16 protein-coding genes are annotated in these 13,476 nt (G+C 74.1%); 5 read left to right on the top strand and 11 right to left on the bottom strand.

Annotated features, from left to right (window positions below):
* Nucleotide 1: 1 nt before the first annotated feature.
* Genes O7600_RS20330 through O7600_RS20315 form a run of 4 tightly spaced genes read right to left on the bottom strand, consistent with a single transcriptional unit; the run spans nt 2 to nt 3,349 of the window.
* Nucleotides 2-1,513: an FtsX-like permease family protein gene (locus O7600_RS20330; protein WP_281589633.1), complete on the bottom strand. Its 1,512-nt coding sequence runs from the start codon at nt 1,511-1,513 to the stop codon at nt 2-4.
* Nucleotides 1,510-2,211, bottom strand: coding sequence for an ABC transporter ATP-binding protein (locus O7600_RS20325; protein ID WP_281589631.1), 702 nt, complete (start codon nt 2,209-2,211; stop codon nt 1,510-1,512). The genes O7600_RS20330 and O7600_RS20325 overlap by 4 nt, the downstream gene beginning before the upstream one ends.
* On the bottom strand, nt 2,208-2,744 hold the full coding sequence (locus tag O7600_RS20320; RefSeq protein WP_281589629.1) for a PadR family transcriptional regulator: 537 nt from the start codon (nt 2,742-2,744) through the stop codon (nt 2,208-2,210). The genes O7600_RS20325 and O7600_RS20320 overlap by 4 nt, the downstream gene beginning before the upstream one ends.
* 32 nt (nt 2,745-2,776) lie before the next feature.
* Nucleotides 2,777-3,349 carry a TIGR03086 family metal-binding protein gene (locus tag O7600_RS20315; RefSeq protein WP_281589627.1) on the bottom strand — a complete coding sequence of 191 codons (573 nt, stop codon included), beginning with the start codon at nt 3,347-3,349 and terminating at the stop codon, nt 2,777-2,779.
* A 31-nt stretch (nt 3,350-3,380) separates the two neighbouring features.
* Between O7600_RS20315 and O7600_RS20310 the strand changes: the two genes are divergently transcribed.
* Nucleotides 3,381-4,190 (top strand): AraC family transcriptional regulator, encoded by an 810-nt coding sequence (locus O7600_RS20310; RefSeq protein ID WP_281589625.1) that lies wholly within the window; start codon nt 3,381-3,383, stop codon nt 4,188-4,190.
* A 19-nt stretch (nt 4,191-4,209) separates the two neighbouring features.
* Here O7600_RS20310 and O7600_RS20305 read toward each other — a convergent pair whose 3' ends face one another.
* The 6 genes from O7600_RS20305 to O7600_RS20280 all read right to left on the bottom strand — a co-directional run bounded on the left by O7600_RS20305 (nt 4,210) and on the right by O7600_RS20280 (nt 9,907).
* Nucleotides 4,210-5,748, bottom strand: a complete 1,539-nt coding sequence (locus O7600_RS20305; protein WP_281594215.1) for a SpoIIE family protein phosphatase — start codon at nt 5,746-5,748, stop codon at nt 4,210-4,212.
* A gap of 2 nt (nt 5,749-5,750) precedes the next feature.
* Nucleotides 5,751-7,100: a sensor histidine kinase gene (locus tag O7600_RS20300; RefSeq protein ID WP_281594214.1), complete on the bottom strand. Its 1,350-nt coding sequence runs from the start codon at nt 7,098-7,100 to the stop codon at nt 5,751-5,753.
* Between the two features lie 110 nt (nt 7,101-7,210).
* Nucleotides 7,211-8,224 carry a SpoIIE family protein phosphatase gene (locus O7600_RS20295; RefSeq protein WP_281594213.1) on the bottom strand — a complete coding sequence of 338 codons (1,014 nt, stop codon included), beginning with the start codon at nt 8,222-8,224 and terminating at the stop codon, nt 7,211-7,213.
* The gene (locus tag O7600_RS20290; protein ID WP_098744079.1) at nt 8,221-8,640 is read right to left on the bottom strand and encodes an ATP-binding protein; all 420 of its coding nucleotides are present in this window, start codon (nt 8,638-8,640) and stop codon (nt 8,221-8,223) included. Before O7600_RS20290 ends, O7600_RS20295 begins: the two co-directional genes overlap by 4 nt.
* A complete protein-coding gene (locus O7600_RS20285) occupies nt 8,637-9,047 on the bottom strand; it encodes an STAS domain-containing protein (RefSeq protein ID WP_091565353.1) in 411 nt (136 codons plus the stop codon). Before O7600_RS20285 ends, O7600_RS20290 begins: the two co-directional genes overlap by 4 nt.
* On the bottom strand, nt 9,047-9,907 hold the full coding sequence (locus O7600_RS20280; protein ID WP_281589621.1) for an STAS domain-containing protein: 861 nt from the start codon (nt 9,905-9,907) through the stop codon (nt 9,047-9,049). The genes O7600_RS20285 and O7600_RS20280 overlap by 1 nt, the downstream gene beginning before the upstream one ends.
* Nucleotides 9,908-10,066: 159 nt before the next feature.
* On the opposite strand from O7600_RS20280, the gene O7600_RS20275 reads away from it, so the two are divergent.
* Nucleotides 10,067-10,423 carry an STAS domain-containing protein gene (locus O7600_RS20275; protein ID WP_088642031.1) on the top strand — a complete coding sequence of 119 codons (357 nt, stop codon included), beginning with the start codon at nt 10,067-10,069 and terminating at the stop codon, nt 10,421-10,423.
* Nucleotides 10,424-10,433: 10 nt separating this feature from the next.
* Here O7600_RS20275 and O7600_RS20270 read toward each other — a convergent pair whose 3' ends face one another.
* The gene (locus tag O7600_RS20270; protein ID WP_281589617.1) at nt 10,434-11,714 is read right to left on the bottom strand and encodes an MFS transporter; all 1,281 of its coding nucleotides are present in this window, start codon (nt 11,712-11,714) and stop codon (nt 10,434-10,436) included.
* A gap of 49 nt (nt 11,715-11,763) precedes the next feature.
* Between O7600_RS20270 and O7600_RS20265 the strand changes: the two genes are divergently transcribed.
* The 3 genes from O7600_RS20265 to O7600_RS20255 all read left to right on the top strand — a co-directional run bounded on the left by O7600_RS20265 (nt 11,764) and on the right by O7600_RS20255 (nt 13,283).
* Nucleotides 11,764-12,447, top strand: coding sequence for an FCD domain-containing protein (locus O7600_RS20265; protein ID WP_281589615.1), 684 nt, complete (start codon nt 11,764-11,766; stop codon nt 12,445-12,447).
* Nucleotides 12,448-12,486: 39 nt separating this feature from the next.
* On the top strand, nt 12,487-12,957 hold the full coding sequence (gene mscL / locus O7600_RS20260; protein WP_281589613.1) for a large conductance mechanosensitive channel protein MscL: 471 nt from the start codon (nt 12,487-12,489) through the stop codon (nt 12,955-12,957).
* A 77-nt stretch (nt 12,958-13,034) separates the two neighbouring features.
* On the top strand, nt 13,035-13,283 hold the full coding sequence (locus O7600_RS20255; protein ID WP_174530828.1) for a hypothetical protein: 249 nt from the start codon (nt 13,035-13,037) through the stop codon (nt 13,281-13,283).
* Nucleotides 13,284-13,476: the final 193 nt, after the last annotated feature.

Raw genomic sequence — 13,476 nt, 5'->3', positions numbered from 1 at the left:
GTCAGGTGGTGCGCAGTTCCTCCACGGAGGTGCTGGCGCGCAGGAACAGCAGGCCGGCGGCGACGGTGACCAGCACCGCCGCCAGCCCACCCGCCGCGAGCCAGGCCAGCTGCTCCCACGGCACGTCCGGCCGGACGACCACCTCCGGCACCCATTCGATACGGGCGTAACGGGCGCTGGTGGCCGGATCGCCGCACAGGTCGGGACCGGCGTCGCAGACCGTGGTCCGGTAGCCACCGCCGCTCGGGTCGGGGAGCAGTCCCCGGACCAGCAGGTATCCGACGGTCAGCGCGAGCCCGACCGCCGGCACGGCCGGGGCGAGCGACGCCCAGAGCAGCGACCGGCCGATGGTGGCGCGGGGCACGCCGGTGGCGACCTGGGCCGCGTACGCCCGGCGCCGGCTGGTGATGCCCTCGACCACGGCGACGAGCAGTCCACCGCCGGCGATCGCCATCGCCACCACGATCGCCAGGTCGACCAGGCCCATCGCGTTGAGGTAGAAGTCCGGGTCGGACAGTCCCGCGCCGGTGCGGCGGGTCAGTTCGGCCTCGGCCAGGAAGTCGGCGCGCATCCCGGCGGCGCCGGCGCCGATGATGAGCGCGGCGAGCAGGGCGGCGAATGTGCGGCTGCCGGCCCACGGGTCGGCGGTGAGCCGACGTGCCGCGAGCAGCGCGGCGGCGCCGCGCCCGTGCCGGTGCAGCACCCGGCCGGTCTGGTACGAGATCCAGCCGGTGCCGGACACCACGCCGATCATCGCGGTCAGCCCGCCGGCCATCACCATCAGTGGCACCAGCCAGTCGGGCTCCACCACGCCGCGCCGCTCGTACCAGACCAGGACCGGGCGGATCGCGGCGAACGTGGCCAACGCGGCCAGGATGAGCACGCCGGGCCACGGCCAGGGGGCGCGGGTGCGGACCCGGCGCACGACGCCGAACGGGGTGGTGGTGACCCGCCGCAGCAGCAGCGCGCTCGCCAGCGCGGCGACCAGCGGCAGGCCGAGCACGACGGCGGTGACGGCCGCCGGGGCCGGGAGCACGTCGGTGGGCAGGGGCAGCCGGCCGGTGGCGTCGGGCCGGTGCAGCAGCCGGCGCCCGACCAGGAAGACGGCGAGGCCGGTGACGGTGCCGAGCAGGCTCGCCACGCCGGTCTCGGCGACCGCGATCCGGGTGACCTGGCCGGGCGTGGCGCCGACCAGCCGGAGCGCGGCCAACCGCCGGTCCCGGCCCGGCGCGCCGAGCCGGGCGCACTGCCCGGCCAGCCCGAGCACCGGTATGCAGAGCAGCAGCAGGGCGAAGGCGACGCCGGGGCGCAGGCCCGGTTCCCGCAGCAGGGCGTTGGTGTACTGCTCGGACTGGGTCCAGGCGTTGCCGGGTGGCTTGGCCACGGCCAGCACGGTGAGCGCGGCCAGCCCGGCGAGCGTCGCCAGCGCGGCGCTCAGCGCGGTCAACGCCACCCGCGCGCCGTCGGTGCGGGTGCCGGCGAGCGCGAGTCGCAGCAGCGTCGCGGGCCTCACCGCGTGCCGCCCGGCACCGCCGGGTCGAGGCCCAGCCCGGTGTGGTCGACCATCCCGTCCCGCAGGCTCACCTCCCGATCGGCGTACGCGGCGATCCGCGGCTCGTGGGTGACCAGCACGACCGTGGTGCGTTGGTCGCGGGCCAGCCGGACCAGTTGGGTGAGCACCTGCTCGCCGGCGAGCGTGTCGAGCGCGCCGGTGGGCTCGTCGGCGAAGAGCACCCGCGGCTCGGTGACCAGCGCCCGGGCCAGCGCGCAGCGCTGTTGCTGGCCGCCGGACATCTCGCCCGGCCGGGCGTCGGCGACCTCGGCCACGCCGAGCCGTTCCAGCCAGGTGAGCGCCGCCGTCCGTGCCGCTCGCCGCCCCGTGCCGGCGAGAAGCAACGGAAGGGCGACGTTCTCCGCCGCGGTCAGCTCGGCGACGAGCTGGCCGAACTGGAACAGCACCCCGAAGTCGGTGCGGCGCAGCCGGGACCGGGCCGCCTCCGACCACTGGTCGATCCGTTCGCCGCGCCAGGTGACCTGACCGGCGTCGGGGCGCAGGATGCCGGCGAGGCAGTGCAGCAGTGTCGACTTGCCGCAGCCGCTCGGGCCGGTGACGGCCACGATCTCGCCCTCGGCCACGTCGAGCGTCACGCCGCGCAGTGCCGGTGTCGGGCCGTAAGCCCGGACCACGCCGCGCGCTTGCAGGAACGTCACGAGTGCACCTCCCGGTGCCAGTCGGCGACCCGGTCCAGGGTGGTGTGCAGCCACCGCAGATCGGCGTCGAGATGGGCGATGGCGAAGTCGGCGGCGACCACCTCGTCGAGGCGGGCACCGGGGGCGCTCTTGACCGCGGTCAGCTCGCGCAGCCGCTCGGTGTGGGCGCGGCGCTGGGCGACCAGGTAGGCGCGCGCCTGGTCGGCGTCGGCCACCAGGAGCGCGACCACCACCTTGGCGAAGAGCGTGCTGGCCACGTAGGGCATCGGCGGTTCGACGGTGGCCAGCCACTGGTCGAGCGCGGCCCGGCCCGTGCCGGTGAGCGCGTAGGCGGTGCGGTCCGGGCCGCCCTCGCGGGCCTGGCCGGCGGGGGCGACCAGGCCGTCGCGTTGGAGCCGGGCCAGCGTCGCGTAGACCTGCCCGAAGGCGAGCGGCCGGGCCCGGGGCAGCCGCTCGTCGTGGGCGCGTTTCAGCTCGTAGCCGTGGCGTGGGCCGGCGGCGAGCAGCCCGAGCAGGACGTGCTGGGTGGACACGCCCCCTACTATTCACTCAGTGAATAGAACCGTCAAGCAGGAGGCGCCCAGGCCGGGTCGCGCCCGGTGCGGGCGAGCAGCGCCGCCAGCGTGGTCGGGGCCGCGTCGGTCGGCACCGGAGCGCCGAACGCGCCCATCCGCTGCCCCATGTCGCCCATCCGGTCCATGAAGTCGTGCCCCGCCGCCACCACGGACGGGTCCACCACCAGCTCCTGCCCGGTGGCCCGGGCCAGGTCCCAGCCGTGCACGGTGAGGTCGATCAGGGCCATCAGCCCGACCGTCTCCTGCGGCAGGCCCATGCCGGGCGAGACACCCTCCAGGGCCGCCGGGTCCGACCAGGCCTCGACCAGCCGCGCCGCCTCGGTGGCGAACCGGTCCCGCCAGCCCTCGGTCAGGTGGTCGGTCTTGCCCGACCAGTCGACCTCCGCCCGCCGGGCCATCGCCCGGAAGTTGACCACCACGTCGGTCACGTGGTTCAGCAGGTCGCGCACGGTGTAGTCGGGGCAGGGGGTGGGCAGGCCGAGCTGGTCGTCGGCGACGCCGCGCACCACCGCCGTCGTGCCCGGCGACGCGACGGACAGCAGCTCACTAGTCTTCGTGCTCATAGGGCCAGCGTATGAGGACGGTCTTGAAGAAATGCGACACGAACCGCGGCGGGACAGCCGGGGGATCCTCGATCCCGACCGGCTGCTGCGGCAGGTCCGGTTCCGGCGCCGGCTGCCCGCCCCGGCGCTGCGTCAGTGGGTGGAGCACTACTGGCTGATCGACTGGGACCTGACCGAGCCGTTCGACCAGCGGGTGGTGCCGCACCCGACCGTCAACCTGGTGTTCCAGGCGCAGGAGGGCGGGGTCGAGCACGGCGTGGTGGCCGGTGTGGACACCGGCCTGTTCACCGTCACGCTGCACGGCGCCGGGCGGGTCACCGGCGTCCAGTTCCGTCCCGGCGGCTTCCGCCCGTTCTGGGGGCGTCCGGTGGCCGAGCTGACCGGCCGCCGCGTCCCGCTCGCCGCGACGCGCCTGCCCGCGCCCGGCGAGCCGGTCTGCCCCGGCACCGACGACAAGCGGTGCCGCCGGCTGGACGAGCTGCTGGCCGCCGCGTCACCGGTCCCGGATCCGCTGACCGCCGAGGTCACCGCTCTGGTCGAGGAGATCCGCGCCGACCGGGGCGTGCTGCGGGTGGCCAACCTCGCCCGGCGGCACGCCGCCTCCACCCGCCGGCTCCAGCGGCTGTTCCTGGACCACGTCGGCGTCGGTCCGAAGTGGGTGATCCGTCGCTACCGGCTCCAGGAGGCGATCGAGCAGGCCACCGCCGGGCCGCTGGACTGGTCGCGGGTCGCCGCCGACCTGGGGTACGCCGACCAGGCGCACCTGGTCCGCGAGTTCACCGCCGTCGCCGGCGTCTCGCCCGCGGCGTACGCCCGCTCGCTGGCCACCGCGCGGCGGTGACGCCCGGCGGACGACCGCCTCAGCGGCGGCGGACCGCGACGACCGCGACGTCGTCGTGGATCTCCGGCGGCGCCAGCTCGACCAGCAGCCGCTGGCAGAAGTCGTCGAGGTTGTCGTCGACCCGGGTGGCCACCACACCGAGCGCCGCCATGCCGTCGTCGATGGTCGCGTCCCGCCGCTCGATCAGCCCGTCCGTGTAGAGCACCAGCGTGGCCCCGGGGGGCAGCACGAACTCCAGGTCGGGCGGGCGGGGCGCGCGGACGCCGAGCAGCGGCGCGGACTGCGACACGAACTCCACCCGCCCGTCCCGGCTCAGCAGCGGCGGCAGGTGGCCGGCGCTGGCCATCCGGATCAGCCCGGTGCCGGGGTGGAGCAGCAGCACGCAGATGGTCGCCAGCTCGTTCGGCAGCAGCGTCCGCATCAGCTCGTTGACCCGGTCGAGGATCACGCCGGGCTGGTGCCCCTCCACCGCGTACGCGCGCACCGCGTGCCGCAGCTCGGCCATCACGGTGGCCGCGTGTAGCGAGTGACCGGCCACGTCCCCGATCGCCACCAGCAGGTGCCCGTCGAGCATCACCAGCTCGTAGAAGTCGCCGCCCACCTCGGTCTGCGCGCTCGCCGGCTCGTAGCGGACGGCCAGGTCCAGCCCGGCGACCTCGGGCAGCCGCCGGGGCAGAAGGCTGCGCTGGAGCGTCACCGCGATCCGGTGCTCCTCGTCGAACGAGCGCTGCGCCTCCACCGCCGAGGCGACCGCCTGGGCGAGCTGCACCAGCACCGGCGTACGGACGGTCTGGGTGGCGGTCGGCACGACCACGTAGAGCGGGGCCCGGTCATCGCGCAGCCGGGACGCGGCCACGGTCACCGTGTCGCCGTCCGGCCAGTCGGCGAGCGCCCAGGCGCCCGGCTCGTCGACCCGCACGCGGGTGCCGATCGGCACGCCGGTGTCGTCCACCACCCACGGCACGATCCGGGCCGGCGTGTGCGGGTCGGCGGCGACGCCCGCCAGGCAGTCCCCGTCGAACGTCTCGGCGACCACCGCCGCCGGCGCCCGGAAGATCCGGGCAGCGCCACTGGCGGCTGCCTCCAGCAGCCGGACGAAGTTCGGCGCGGCGTGCATCTCCACGGTGGCGTCGGCCAGCGCGGCGAGCCGCTCGGCGAGCTGCTCGGCCCGCCGCCGGGCCTGGTAGTAGCGCAGCACCGCGTGCGCGGTGGCGATCAGTTCCTCCGGCTCGATCGGCTCGGCCAGGTAGGCGTCCGCGCCCCGGGTCAGCCCCTGCGCCCGGTCGACCACGTCCACCGCGTGCGCCGAGACGTGGATGACCGGGGTGGAGGGGTGCGCCTCCTTGATCCGCTCGCACACCTCGAAACCGCTCATGTCCGGCAGCCGGACGTCGAGCACCACCAGGTCGACCGACTTCCGGGCCACCAGGTCCAGCGCCGACGTGCCGTTCTCGGCCTCGACGGTGACGAAGCCGGCCCGGTTCAGCCAGTTCACCAGCAGATACCGCTTGGGGCCGCTGTCGTCGACCACCAGCACCGTCGCCGGCCCGCCGTCCACCGTCACGCTCCGCCCACGGGCAGGACGACGGTGAACGTGCTGCCCCGGCCCGGTTCGCTGGTCAGCTCCAGAGTCCCGCCGAGCAGGGCGACCAGCCGCCGGGCGTACGGCAGGCCGAGGCCGGTGCCGCCGACCCGGGTGGTGCCCGGGACCTGGTAGAACTCCTCGAAGATCCGTTCGTGCAGCTCCGCCGGGATACCCACGCCGGTGTCGGTGACCGACAGCGACCACGTGCCGTCGCGGCGCTCGGCGCGCAGTCGCACCTCGCCGCGCTCGGTGAACTTCAGGCCGTTGTGCAGCAGGTTGCGCAGCACCTGGGCGAGGAGCACCTCGTCCGAGCGGACCGTCGCCGGCGTCGGCGGCTCCTCCACCACCAGCTCCACCTCGGGCCGGGTGGCCAACGCTCGCAACGTGCCGCGCAACTGCCCGAACACCGCGCGCAGGTCGACCTCGGACCAGTCCGGCTCGATCCGACCCGACTCGGCCTTGGCCAGGTCGAGCAGCTCGTTCACCAGGGCCAGCAGGTCGCCCGCGGAGGATCGGATGAGGCCCACCTGGCGGGCCTGTTCACCGGTGAGCGGGTCGGAGGCGGAGTCGGCCAGCAGCCGTCCCAGGCCGATGATCGCGGTGACCGGGGCGCGCAGCTCGTGGCTGACGTTGGCCAGGAACCGGCTCTTCGACTCGCTGGCGGCCCGCAACTGGGCGGACTTCTCGTCCAGTTCGGCGTAGAGCGCCACCACGCCGCGGTTGGTCTCCTCCAGCTCCTCGGTGAGCTGGTTGTAGAGCGCCATCACGCCCCGGTTGGTCTCCTGGAGTTCGGAGTTGAGCACCGCCAGCTCGTCCCGCTGGCTGCGCACCTCGTCCAGCGCGGCGATGAGCTGGGCGTTCTGCGTGGCCAACTCGTCCAACGCGGAGCCCGGAGCGCGCTCGGCCAGCTCGGCGCGGAGCTGGGCGACGCGGTCCGGCGTCAGCTCCTCGGCGTGGTCCGGTACTCGTCTGGACATCCTCACGACGGTATCGCTCTCGACGGCCACCACCTGCAACGTGTCCACCAGACGCGCCACCGCGCCGGACTGCGGCTCGTACCGGCCGTCCGGGAGCGGGCGCACCGGGGTCAGGTCCACCCGGAGCACCCGTCGGCCGGTGGCGACGTCCCGGTCGACCGCGAACGTGACGTCCGCGCCGTCGACCCCGCGCAGCAGCTCCCGGGCCACCTCGCTGAGCGCGGTGGCGAGGCGTACCTGGTCCTGGTGCTCCAGGCCGACGGCCGCGGCGACCTCCCGGCCGCGCTGCCGGATCAGGAAGATGTCCTGCTCGACCCGGAGCGCCAGGTACAGAAGCGGTTCGCTCATGCCGTGCTGGCCGGGCATGCGCTCACGGCCCTCGCTGCGCTCGGTGCGTTCGCTCATGCCGTGCCGACCGGGCATGCGCTCACGGCCCTCGCTGCGCTCGGTGCGTTCGCTCATGCCGTGCCCCGGGCGACCAGGACGCACGCGTCGTCACGGCGGACCCCGGCGTCGCGGAGCAGGGTGGCGGCGACCAGCAGCGGCGCCCGCCCGGCCAACCCGGGGTAGTCGTCCAGGTCCCAGCGGTCCACCACGCCGTCACTGTGCATGACCAGGGTCGACCCGGACGCGAACGGGTACTCGTACCCGCGTACCGCCGGACGCTGGTGGCCGGCGATGCCCGGCAGCGAGACCAGGCCCCGCCGCCGCTCGCCCGACGCGACGATCATGGCGGCGATGTTGCCCAGGCCGGCGTAGCGCAGCAGCCCGGCCGCCGGGTCCGGTTCGGCCACCGCGAGCGCCGCGCCCCGGGTGTGCGAGATGCTCGCGTGCAGGTGCCGCACGACGACGTCCGGCGGCCCGGCCGGCGCCGAGCGGAACGCGGCGACCGCGGCGCCGGTGGCGGCGGCGGCCAGCGGCCCGTGTCCCAGGCCGTCGCAGACCAGCACCTGCCGGCGTCCGTCGACCTCACGCACCGCGTACCCGTCGCCGCTGTCCTGCTCGCCGGTGATCGGCCGGGCCAGCCCGCCGGCCCAGTCCGGCTCCGGCGGCGGCCCGTCCCACACCTGAACGGTCAGGACGGTGCCCCGGCCGCTGAGCGAGTAGCCGTCGAACCGGCTCGCCTGCCGGACGATCGCGCCGAGGCCGATGCCGAGCGTGCCGACCGTGGAGTGCCCGTCGGTCGAGGAGAGCGTGAGGTCGGCCATGCCGGGGCCGGCGTCGATGGCCACCAGTTCCACCCCGGCCCGCCCGGTGCGGCGCGCCGGACGCAGCAGCAATGTGCCCTCGCGGGCGTGCTTGACCAGGTTGCTGGTGATCTCGGCGGTGACGATGGCCAGGTCCGCGACCCGGTCCGCACTCAGTTCGAGCTGCCGACCGAGGCGCTCGGCCGCCCGGCGTACGCCACCGGCGGTCGCGCCGTTGTCGACCCGGAACCAGACGCCGTGGTCGGGGACCACGTCGGCGGTCATCGCGACCACTTGGTGACGGTGATCGTCGTGCCCTCGCCGACGGCGGTCCGGATGTCGAAGTCGTCGACGAGCCGGCGGGCGCCGCTGAGGCCGAGGCCCAGCCCACCGCCGGTGGTGTAGCCGTCGGTGAGCGCCAGGTCGAGGTCCGGGATGCCCGGACCCTGGTCGGCGAAGACGATGCGCACCCCGCGCCGGCGGCCGTCGGAGACGGTGCTCACCTCGGCGCTGCCCCCGCCGCCGTAGATCAGCGTGTTGCGGGCCAGTTCGCTGGCGGCGGTGACCAGCTTGGTCTGGTCGACCAGGGAGAGCCGGACCGCGACGGCGGTGGTACGCACCAACTGCCGTACCCGTACCACGTCCTCGTCGCTACGGATCGCCTGCGTCGCCGGCACCCCCAGGTCGACGCCCGTGGTCATGGCGTCGCCGTCGTCTCGGCGTCCTCGTCGCCGGGCGCCTCGTCCCAGTCGTCGGCGCGGCTGGCCGCGATCAGCTCCATGCCCCGCTCGACGTTGAGCGCGGTACGGATGCCGTTGAGCGACAGGCCCAGCTCGACCAGGGTGATGGCGACGGCGGGACGCATGCCGACGACCACCGTCTCGGCGTCCAGCACCTTGGAGATGGACGCGATGGTGGAGAGCATCCGGCCGACGAACGAGTCGACGATGTCCAGCGCCGTGATGTCGATGATCACGCCGTGGCAGCCGGTGGCGACGATCCGCTCGGCCAGGTCCTCCTGGAGCTGGACCGCCGTCTGGTCGGACATGTCGACCTGGATCGAGACCAGCAGGATGTCGCCGATCTTGAGGATCGGCACCCGCTCCATCACGCCTCCCGGCGCGCGCGGCGGGAGGCGGTCTCGACCCCGGTCAGGCGCAGCACGTGTCGCAGCGCGTCGGCCAGGCTCGCCTTGGTGGCGATGTCACCGAACTCGATGCCGAGGGCGACGATCGTCTGGGCGATCTGCGGCCGGATGCCGGAGATGATGCAGTCGGCGCCCATCAGCCGGGCGGCCACCACGGTCTTGAGGATGTGCTGCGCGACCTGGGTGTCCACCGCCGGGACGCCGGTGATGTCGATGATCGCGTACGGCGAGCCGGTGTCGACGAGCGTCTGCAGCAGTCGCTCCATCACCACCTGGGCGCGGGCCGAGTCGAGCGTGCCGACCAGCGGGACGGCGACCACGCCCTCCCAGAGCTTGACCACCGGCGTGGAGAGCTCCAGCAACTGCTCCGCCTGGTCGGCGATGAGGCTCTCGCGGGCGCGGACGAACGTCTCGAAGGTGAACAGCCCCATCTGGTCGATCAGCGCGGAGAAGGCGACGAAGTCGCGCAGGGTGTTGTCGTCCCGCCCCTGCTCCATCAGCTCCAGCAGGACGTCCTTGAGCGCGAACACGCTGATCGCGGTCTCGGTGGCGCTGAACCCCTGCCGGGCCCGGTTGGTGGACAGCTCGGAGAGCACCGCCCGCAGCTCGCCGCCGTGCTCGCCGGCGAGGTCGGTCACGCCGTGCTGGCCGGCGTCGACCAGCGCGCGGTGGAGTTCCTGCACCTGGCGGTTGAGCTCGGCCCGGCTCAGCCGGCCGCGCAGCGAGCTGGCGACGATCTCCGTCCAGCGCTCGGCCAGCCGGTCGGCGTGCTGGTTCAGCAGGTGGGCGAGCCGACCACCCTGTTCGGCGCTCAACGCCATGGTGACCTCCCTGATCTGGACGGGCGGACTCTATCACCGGGGGTCACCGCACTAGTTGTCGCGGAGCAAAGAGATGATCGACGGCACCTGTGCCGGCTCCCGTTCTGCGCGAGACGCCCGTCGTGGGATACCGTTCCTCCGAACACAGGAGGTCGACGAATGTCCCTGACGGTGCACACGGAACAGCGCGGCGACGTGGTCGTCGTGTCGGTCGCGGGCGAGCTGGACATGGCCACGGCACCGCAGCTCCAGGACCAGATCACGGATCTGCTGGACAAGGGGCGCAGCCGGCTCGTGTTCGACCTGGCCGAGGTGTCGTTCTGCGACTCCACCGGGCTGTCGGTGTTCGTCCGCGCCAAGAACAGCTGCGACGAGGCCGGCGGCGTGGTCCGGCTGGCCGCCCCGCAGCGCGGCGTGCTGCGCATCCTCGAGGTCAGCGGCCTGGTCGAGGTGCTGCACACCTATCCGACGGTGGAGCAGGCCGTCGCCGGCGACCCCACCCCGGCCTCCTCCTGACTGAAATCTTTCAGCGCTCGTCCTCGATGTAGCGGGGACGGGCGATCACCATGCCCGCGGTCGTCTGCACGGCCAGCGCCACCAGCAGGAAGCCGATCGGGGCGGTCCAGCCGCCGGTCGCCTCGTAGAGGATGCCGACCAGCAGCGGGCCGAGCGCGGCGATCACGTATCCGGTGCTCTGCGCGAAGGCGGACAGCGCGACGGTGCCCTCGGCGGTCCGGGCGCGCAGCCCGATCGTGGTCAGGATCAGCGGGAACGCGCCCTGACCGAGCGCGAGCAGCAGCACCCACAGCGGCGCCAGGCCGCGCGGCGCGAGCGCCAACCCGAGGTACGCGGCGGTGGAGAACACCGTCAGCGACAGCACCAGCGGTCGCAGCGTGGCCAACCGGCCGGCCAGCGCGGGCATCATCAGCGCCACCGGCACACCCAGCGCGGTCACGCCGGCGAGCAGCAGCCCGGCGGCCTCCGGCCGGTAGCCGGCGTCCCGGAACAACTGGGCCAGCCAGCCCATGATCGCGTACCCGCTGAGCGACTGCGCCCCGAAGTAGACCGCCATGGCCCAGCCGAGCCGGGTCCGTCCGGGCCGTACCCGGGTCGGGGTGGCGACCGCCGCCGCCGGGGGCGCGGCCCGTCGCGCCGCGCGGGCCCGCAGCGCCAGCGGCACCCACGGGATCACGGCCAGCGCGGCCAGCCCGGCCCAGACGCCCAGCCCGGCCCGCCAGGAGCCGAAGGCGTGGGCCACCGGCACGGCGGACGCGGCGGCCACCGTCGTGCCGACGGTCAGGGCCATCGTGTACGCCCCGGTGACCAGTCCGGTGCGGTGCGGGAAGTGCTGCTTGACCAGCATCGGCAGCAGGATGTTCGCCACCGCGATGCCGGCCAGCGCGAGCGCGCTGGTGAGCACGAAGACCGCCGCCGACCCGGTGACCGCCCGCAGCACCTGCCCGACGGTGAGCGCGACCATGGCCAGGACGAGCACCCGGGGCGCCGCCCAGCGGCGGACCAGCCACGGGGTGAGCGCGCCCAGCCCGGCGAACGCGACGGTGGGCAGGGTGGTGACCACGCCGGCCATGGCGCCGGAGAGGCCGAGCCCGACGCGGATCTCGTCGAGCAGCGCGCCCAGGCTGGTCACCGCGGCCCGCAGGTTCAGTGCGACGAGCAGCATCCCGGCCAGCACGAGCAGCCCACCGCGCGCCGGACCGACGCCGGGAGCCGGGGCTGCGGCCGGCGCCGGACCGGGCGTGACGTCGGTGGTGGGCGCGGTCGCGGTGGGCACGGGTGGCGGGGTCATGACCTCGAACCTACAATCATGGGATGAATTTCGGCAGGAGGTGTAACCGGTGACACCCGCCGTGGATTCCGTCGCCGTGCCACCGCGCGGTCACCGGGTCCGGCAGACCATCGAGCAGCTCCGGGAGCGGATCCTGGGCGGCGAGTGGCCGGTGGGTGGCCGCATCCCCACCGAGCCGCAACTGGTCGCCGCGCTCGGCGTCGGGCGCAACACGGTCCGCGAGGCGGTCCGCGCGCTGGTGCACGCCGGGGTGCTGGAGTGCCGGCAGGGCTCCGGCACCTACGTGGTGTCGACCGACGAGCTGGCCCCGGTGGTGGCCCGCCGGCTCACCGACGACCGGATGGCCGAGGTGATCGAGGTCCGGCGCGCGTTCGAGGTGGAGGCCGCCCGGCTCGCCGCGCTGCGGCGTACCCCGGCCGACCTGGCGGCGCTCGACGGCGCGCTCGCCGCCCGGGAGACCGCGTGGCGCTCCGGCCGGGTGGACGAGTTCGTCGAGGCCGACGCCGCGCTGCACACCGTGGTGGTGGCCGCCGCGCACAACGCCATGCTCGCCGAGCTCTACGCCTCGGTCGGCGCCGCGCTGCGCAGCACCGTCGCCCAGGCCATGGGCGGCACGCTGACCCCCGAGCGATACGTCGACCACGGTCGACTGATCGAGGCGATCCGGGCCGGCGATCCGCAGCGGGCGGCGATCGAGGCCGGTGCTTTTCTCGAAGGACCCTCCCGGGCATAGGTTGTCCCGGACGCAGATTCGGACAGCACGGGAGAGCTGATGCTCAAGGGCTTCAAAGACTTCATCATGCGTGGCAACGTCGTCGACCTGGCGGTCGGCGTCGTCATCGGCGCCGCGTTCACCGGGGTGGTCACCCAGCTCACCAAGTCGTTCCTGGAACCACTGGTACGGGTGTTCATCGCACTGATCACCGGCAGCAAGGACGGCCTCAGCGGCTCGACGCCCAAGTTCCGGGGCATCCCGTTCGACTGGGTGGCGTTCGTCAACGCGGCGATCACGTTCGCGCTCACCGCGGCGGCGCTCTACTTCCTGGTCGTCTACCCGATGAACCGGCTCGCCGAGCGGCGCAAGCGCGGCGAGGAGCCCCCGCCCTCCGCGCCCAGCGAAGAGGTGAAGCTGCTGACCGAGATCCGGGACGCGCTGCTCGCCGGCAGCCACGGCACGCCCGCGCAGCGCGGCGCGCTGGACGACGTGCTCGGCCGCCGGCAGGAGCCGCCGACCCCGCGGTGACGCCATAGCCGATCGGCCCCCGTGGGAATCCCGCGGGGGCCGACGCGTATCGAACACATGTTCGATAGAGTCCCGACATGGAGCAGCGCAGGCACTGGTGGAACGGGAAGTGGGGACGGCTGGCCCGGCGGGACGTCTTCCTCCGGGTGGACGGCGACCGCTGGCACGTGGAGCAGCGCGCCGGCGGCGCCGAGGGGGTCTCCCGGTTCTACGAGCACGCCAGCGTGGAGGAGGCCGAGGAGACGGTCCGGGCGCTCCTGGAGGGGCCGGACACCTGGCGCGAGCTGTCCCCCCGCCCGCCGGGCGGCTGGGCCCCGTCCACCTAGGTCCGGCCTCGGCCGAGCCCACGGCGAGACGTGCCGGAAACGAGCATCAGCCGCTGCCGGTGACCGTGCGTGACCACGCCAGAGGAACGGTCACCCGAGGGCGATATACCTGAGAGTCATAATTATGACTCTCAGGTATATCGCTTCACCCGACCCTCTTCCATCAGCCCCGACCGCCCCACGGGACGGCGGC

Origin of the sequence: Micromonospora sp. WMMA1998, assembly GCF_027497375.1 — a bacterium.
Taxonomy (GTDB): domain Bacteria; phylum Actinomycetota; class Actinomycetes; order Mycobacteriales; family Micromonosporaceae; genus Micromonospora; species Micromonospora sediminicola.
The sequence above is the reverse complement of the archived record's forward strand: the minus strand, read 5'-3'. Positions and strand labels throughout refer to the sequence as shown.

Bases quoted from the DNA above. Each gene is read 5' to 3' on its own strand.
- O7600_RS20315 (WP_281589627.1), bottom strand. From the start codon at position 3,349: ATGAGCACGAAGACTAGTGAGCTGCTGTCCGTCGCGTCGCCGGGCACG.
- O7600_RS20310 (WP_281589625.1), top strand. From the start codon at position 3,381: ATGCGACACGAACCGCGGCGGGACAGCCGGGGGATCCTCGATCCCGAC.
- O7600_RS20300 (WP_281594214.1), bottom strand. From the start codon at position 7,100: ATGAGCGAACCGCTTCTGTACCTGGCGCTCCGGGTCGAGCAGGACATC.
- O7600_RS20295 (WP_281594213.1), bottom strand. From the start codon at position 8,224: ATGACCGCCGACGTGGTCCCCGACCACGGCGTCTGGTTCCGGGTCGAC.
- O7600_RS20290 (WP_098744079.1), bottom strand. From the start codon at position 8,640: ATGACCACGGGCGTCGACCTGGGGGTGCCGGCGACGCAGGCGATCCGT.
- O7600_RS20285 (WP_091565353.1), bottom strand. From the start codon at position 9,047: ATGGAGCGGGTGCCGATCCTCAAGATCGGCGACATCCTGCTGGTCTCG.
- O7600_RS20280 (WP_281589621.1), bottom strand. From the start codon at position 9,907: ATGGCGTTGAGCGCCGAACAGGGTGGTCGGCTCGCCCACCTGCTGAAC.
- O7600_RS20275 (WP_088642031.1), top strand. From the start codon at position 10,067: ATGTCCCTGACGGTGCACACGGAACAGCGCGGCGACGTGGTCGTCGTG.
- O7600_RS20270 (WP_281589617.1), bottom strand. From the start codon at position 11,714: ATGACCCCGCCACCCGTGCCCACCGCGACCGCGCCCACCACCGACGTC.
- mscL (WP_281589613.1), top strand. From the start codon at position 12,487: ATGCTCAAGGGCTTCAAAGACTTCATCATGCGTGGCAACGTCGTCGAC.
- O7600_RS20255 (WP_174530828.1), top strand. From the start codon at position 13,035: ATGGAGCAGCGCAGGCACTGGTGGAACGGGAAGTGGGGACGGCTGGCC.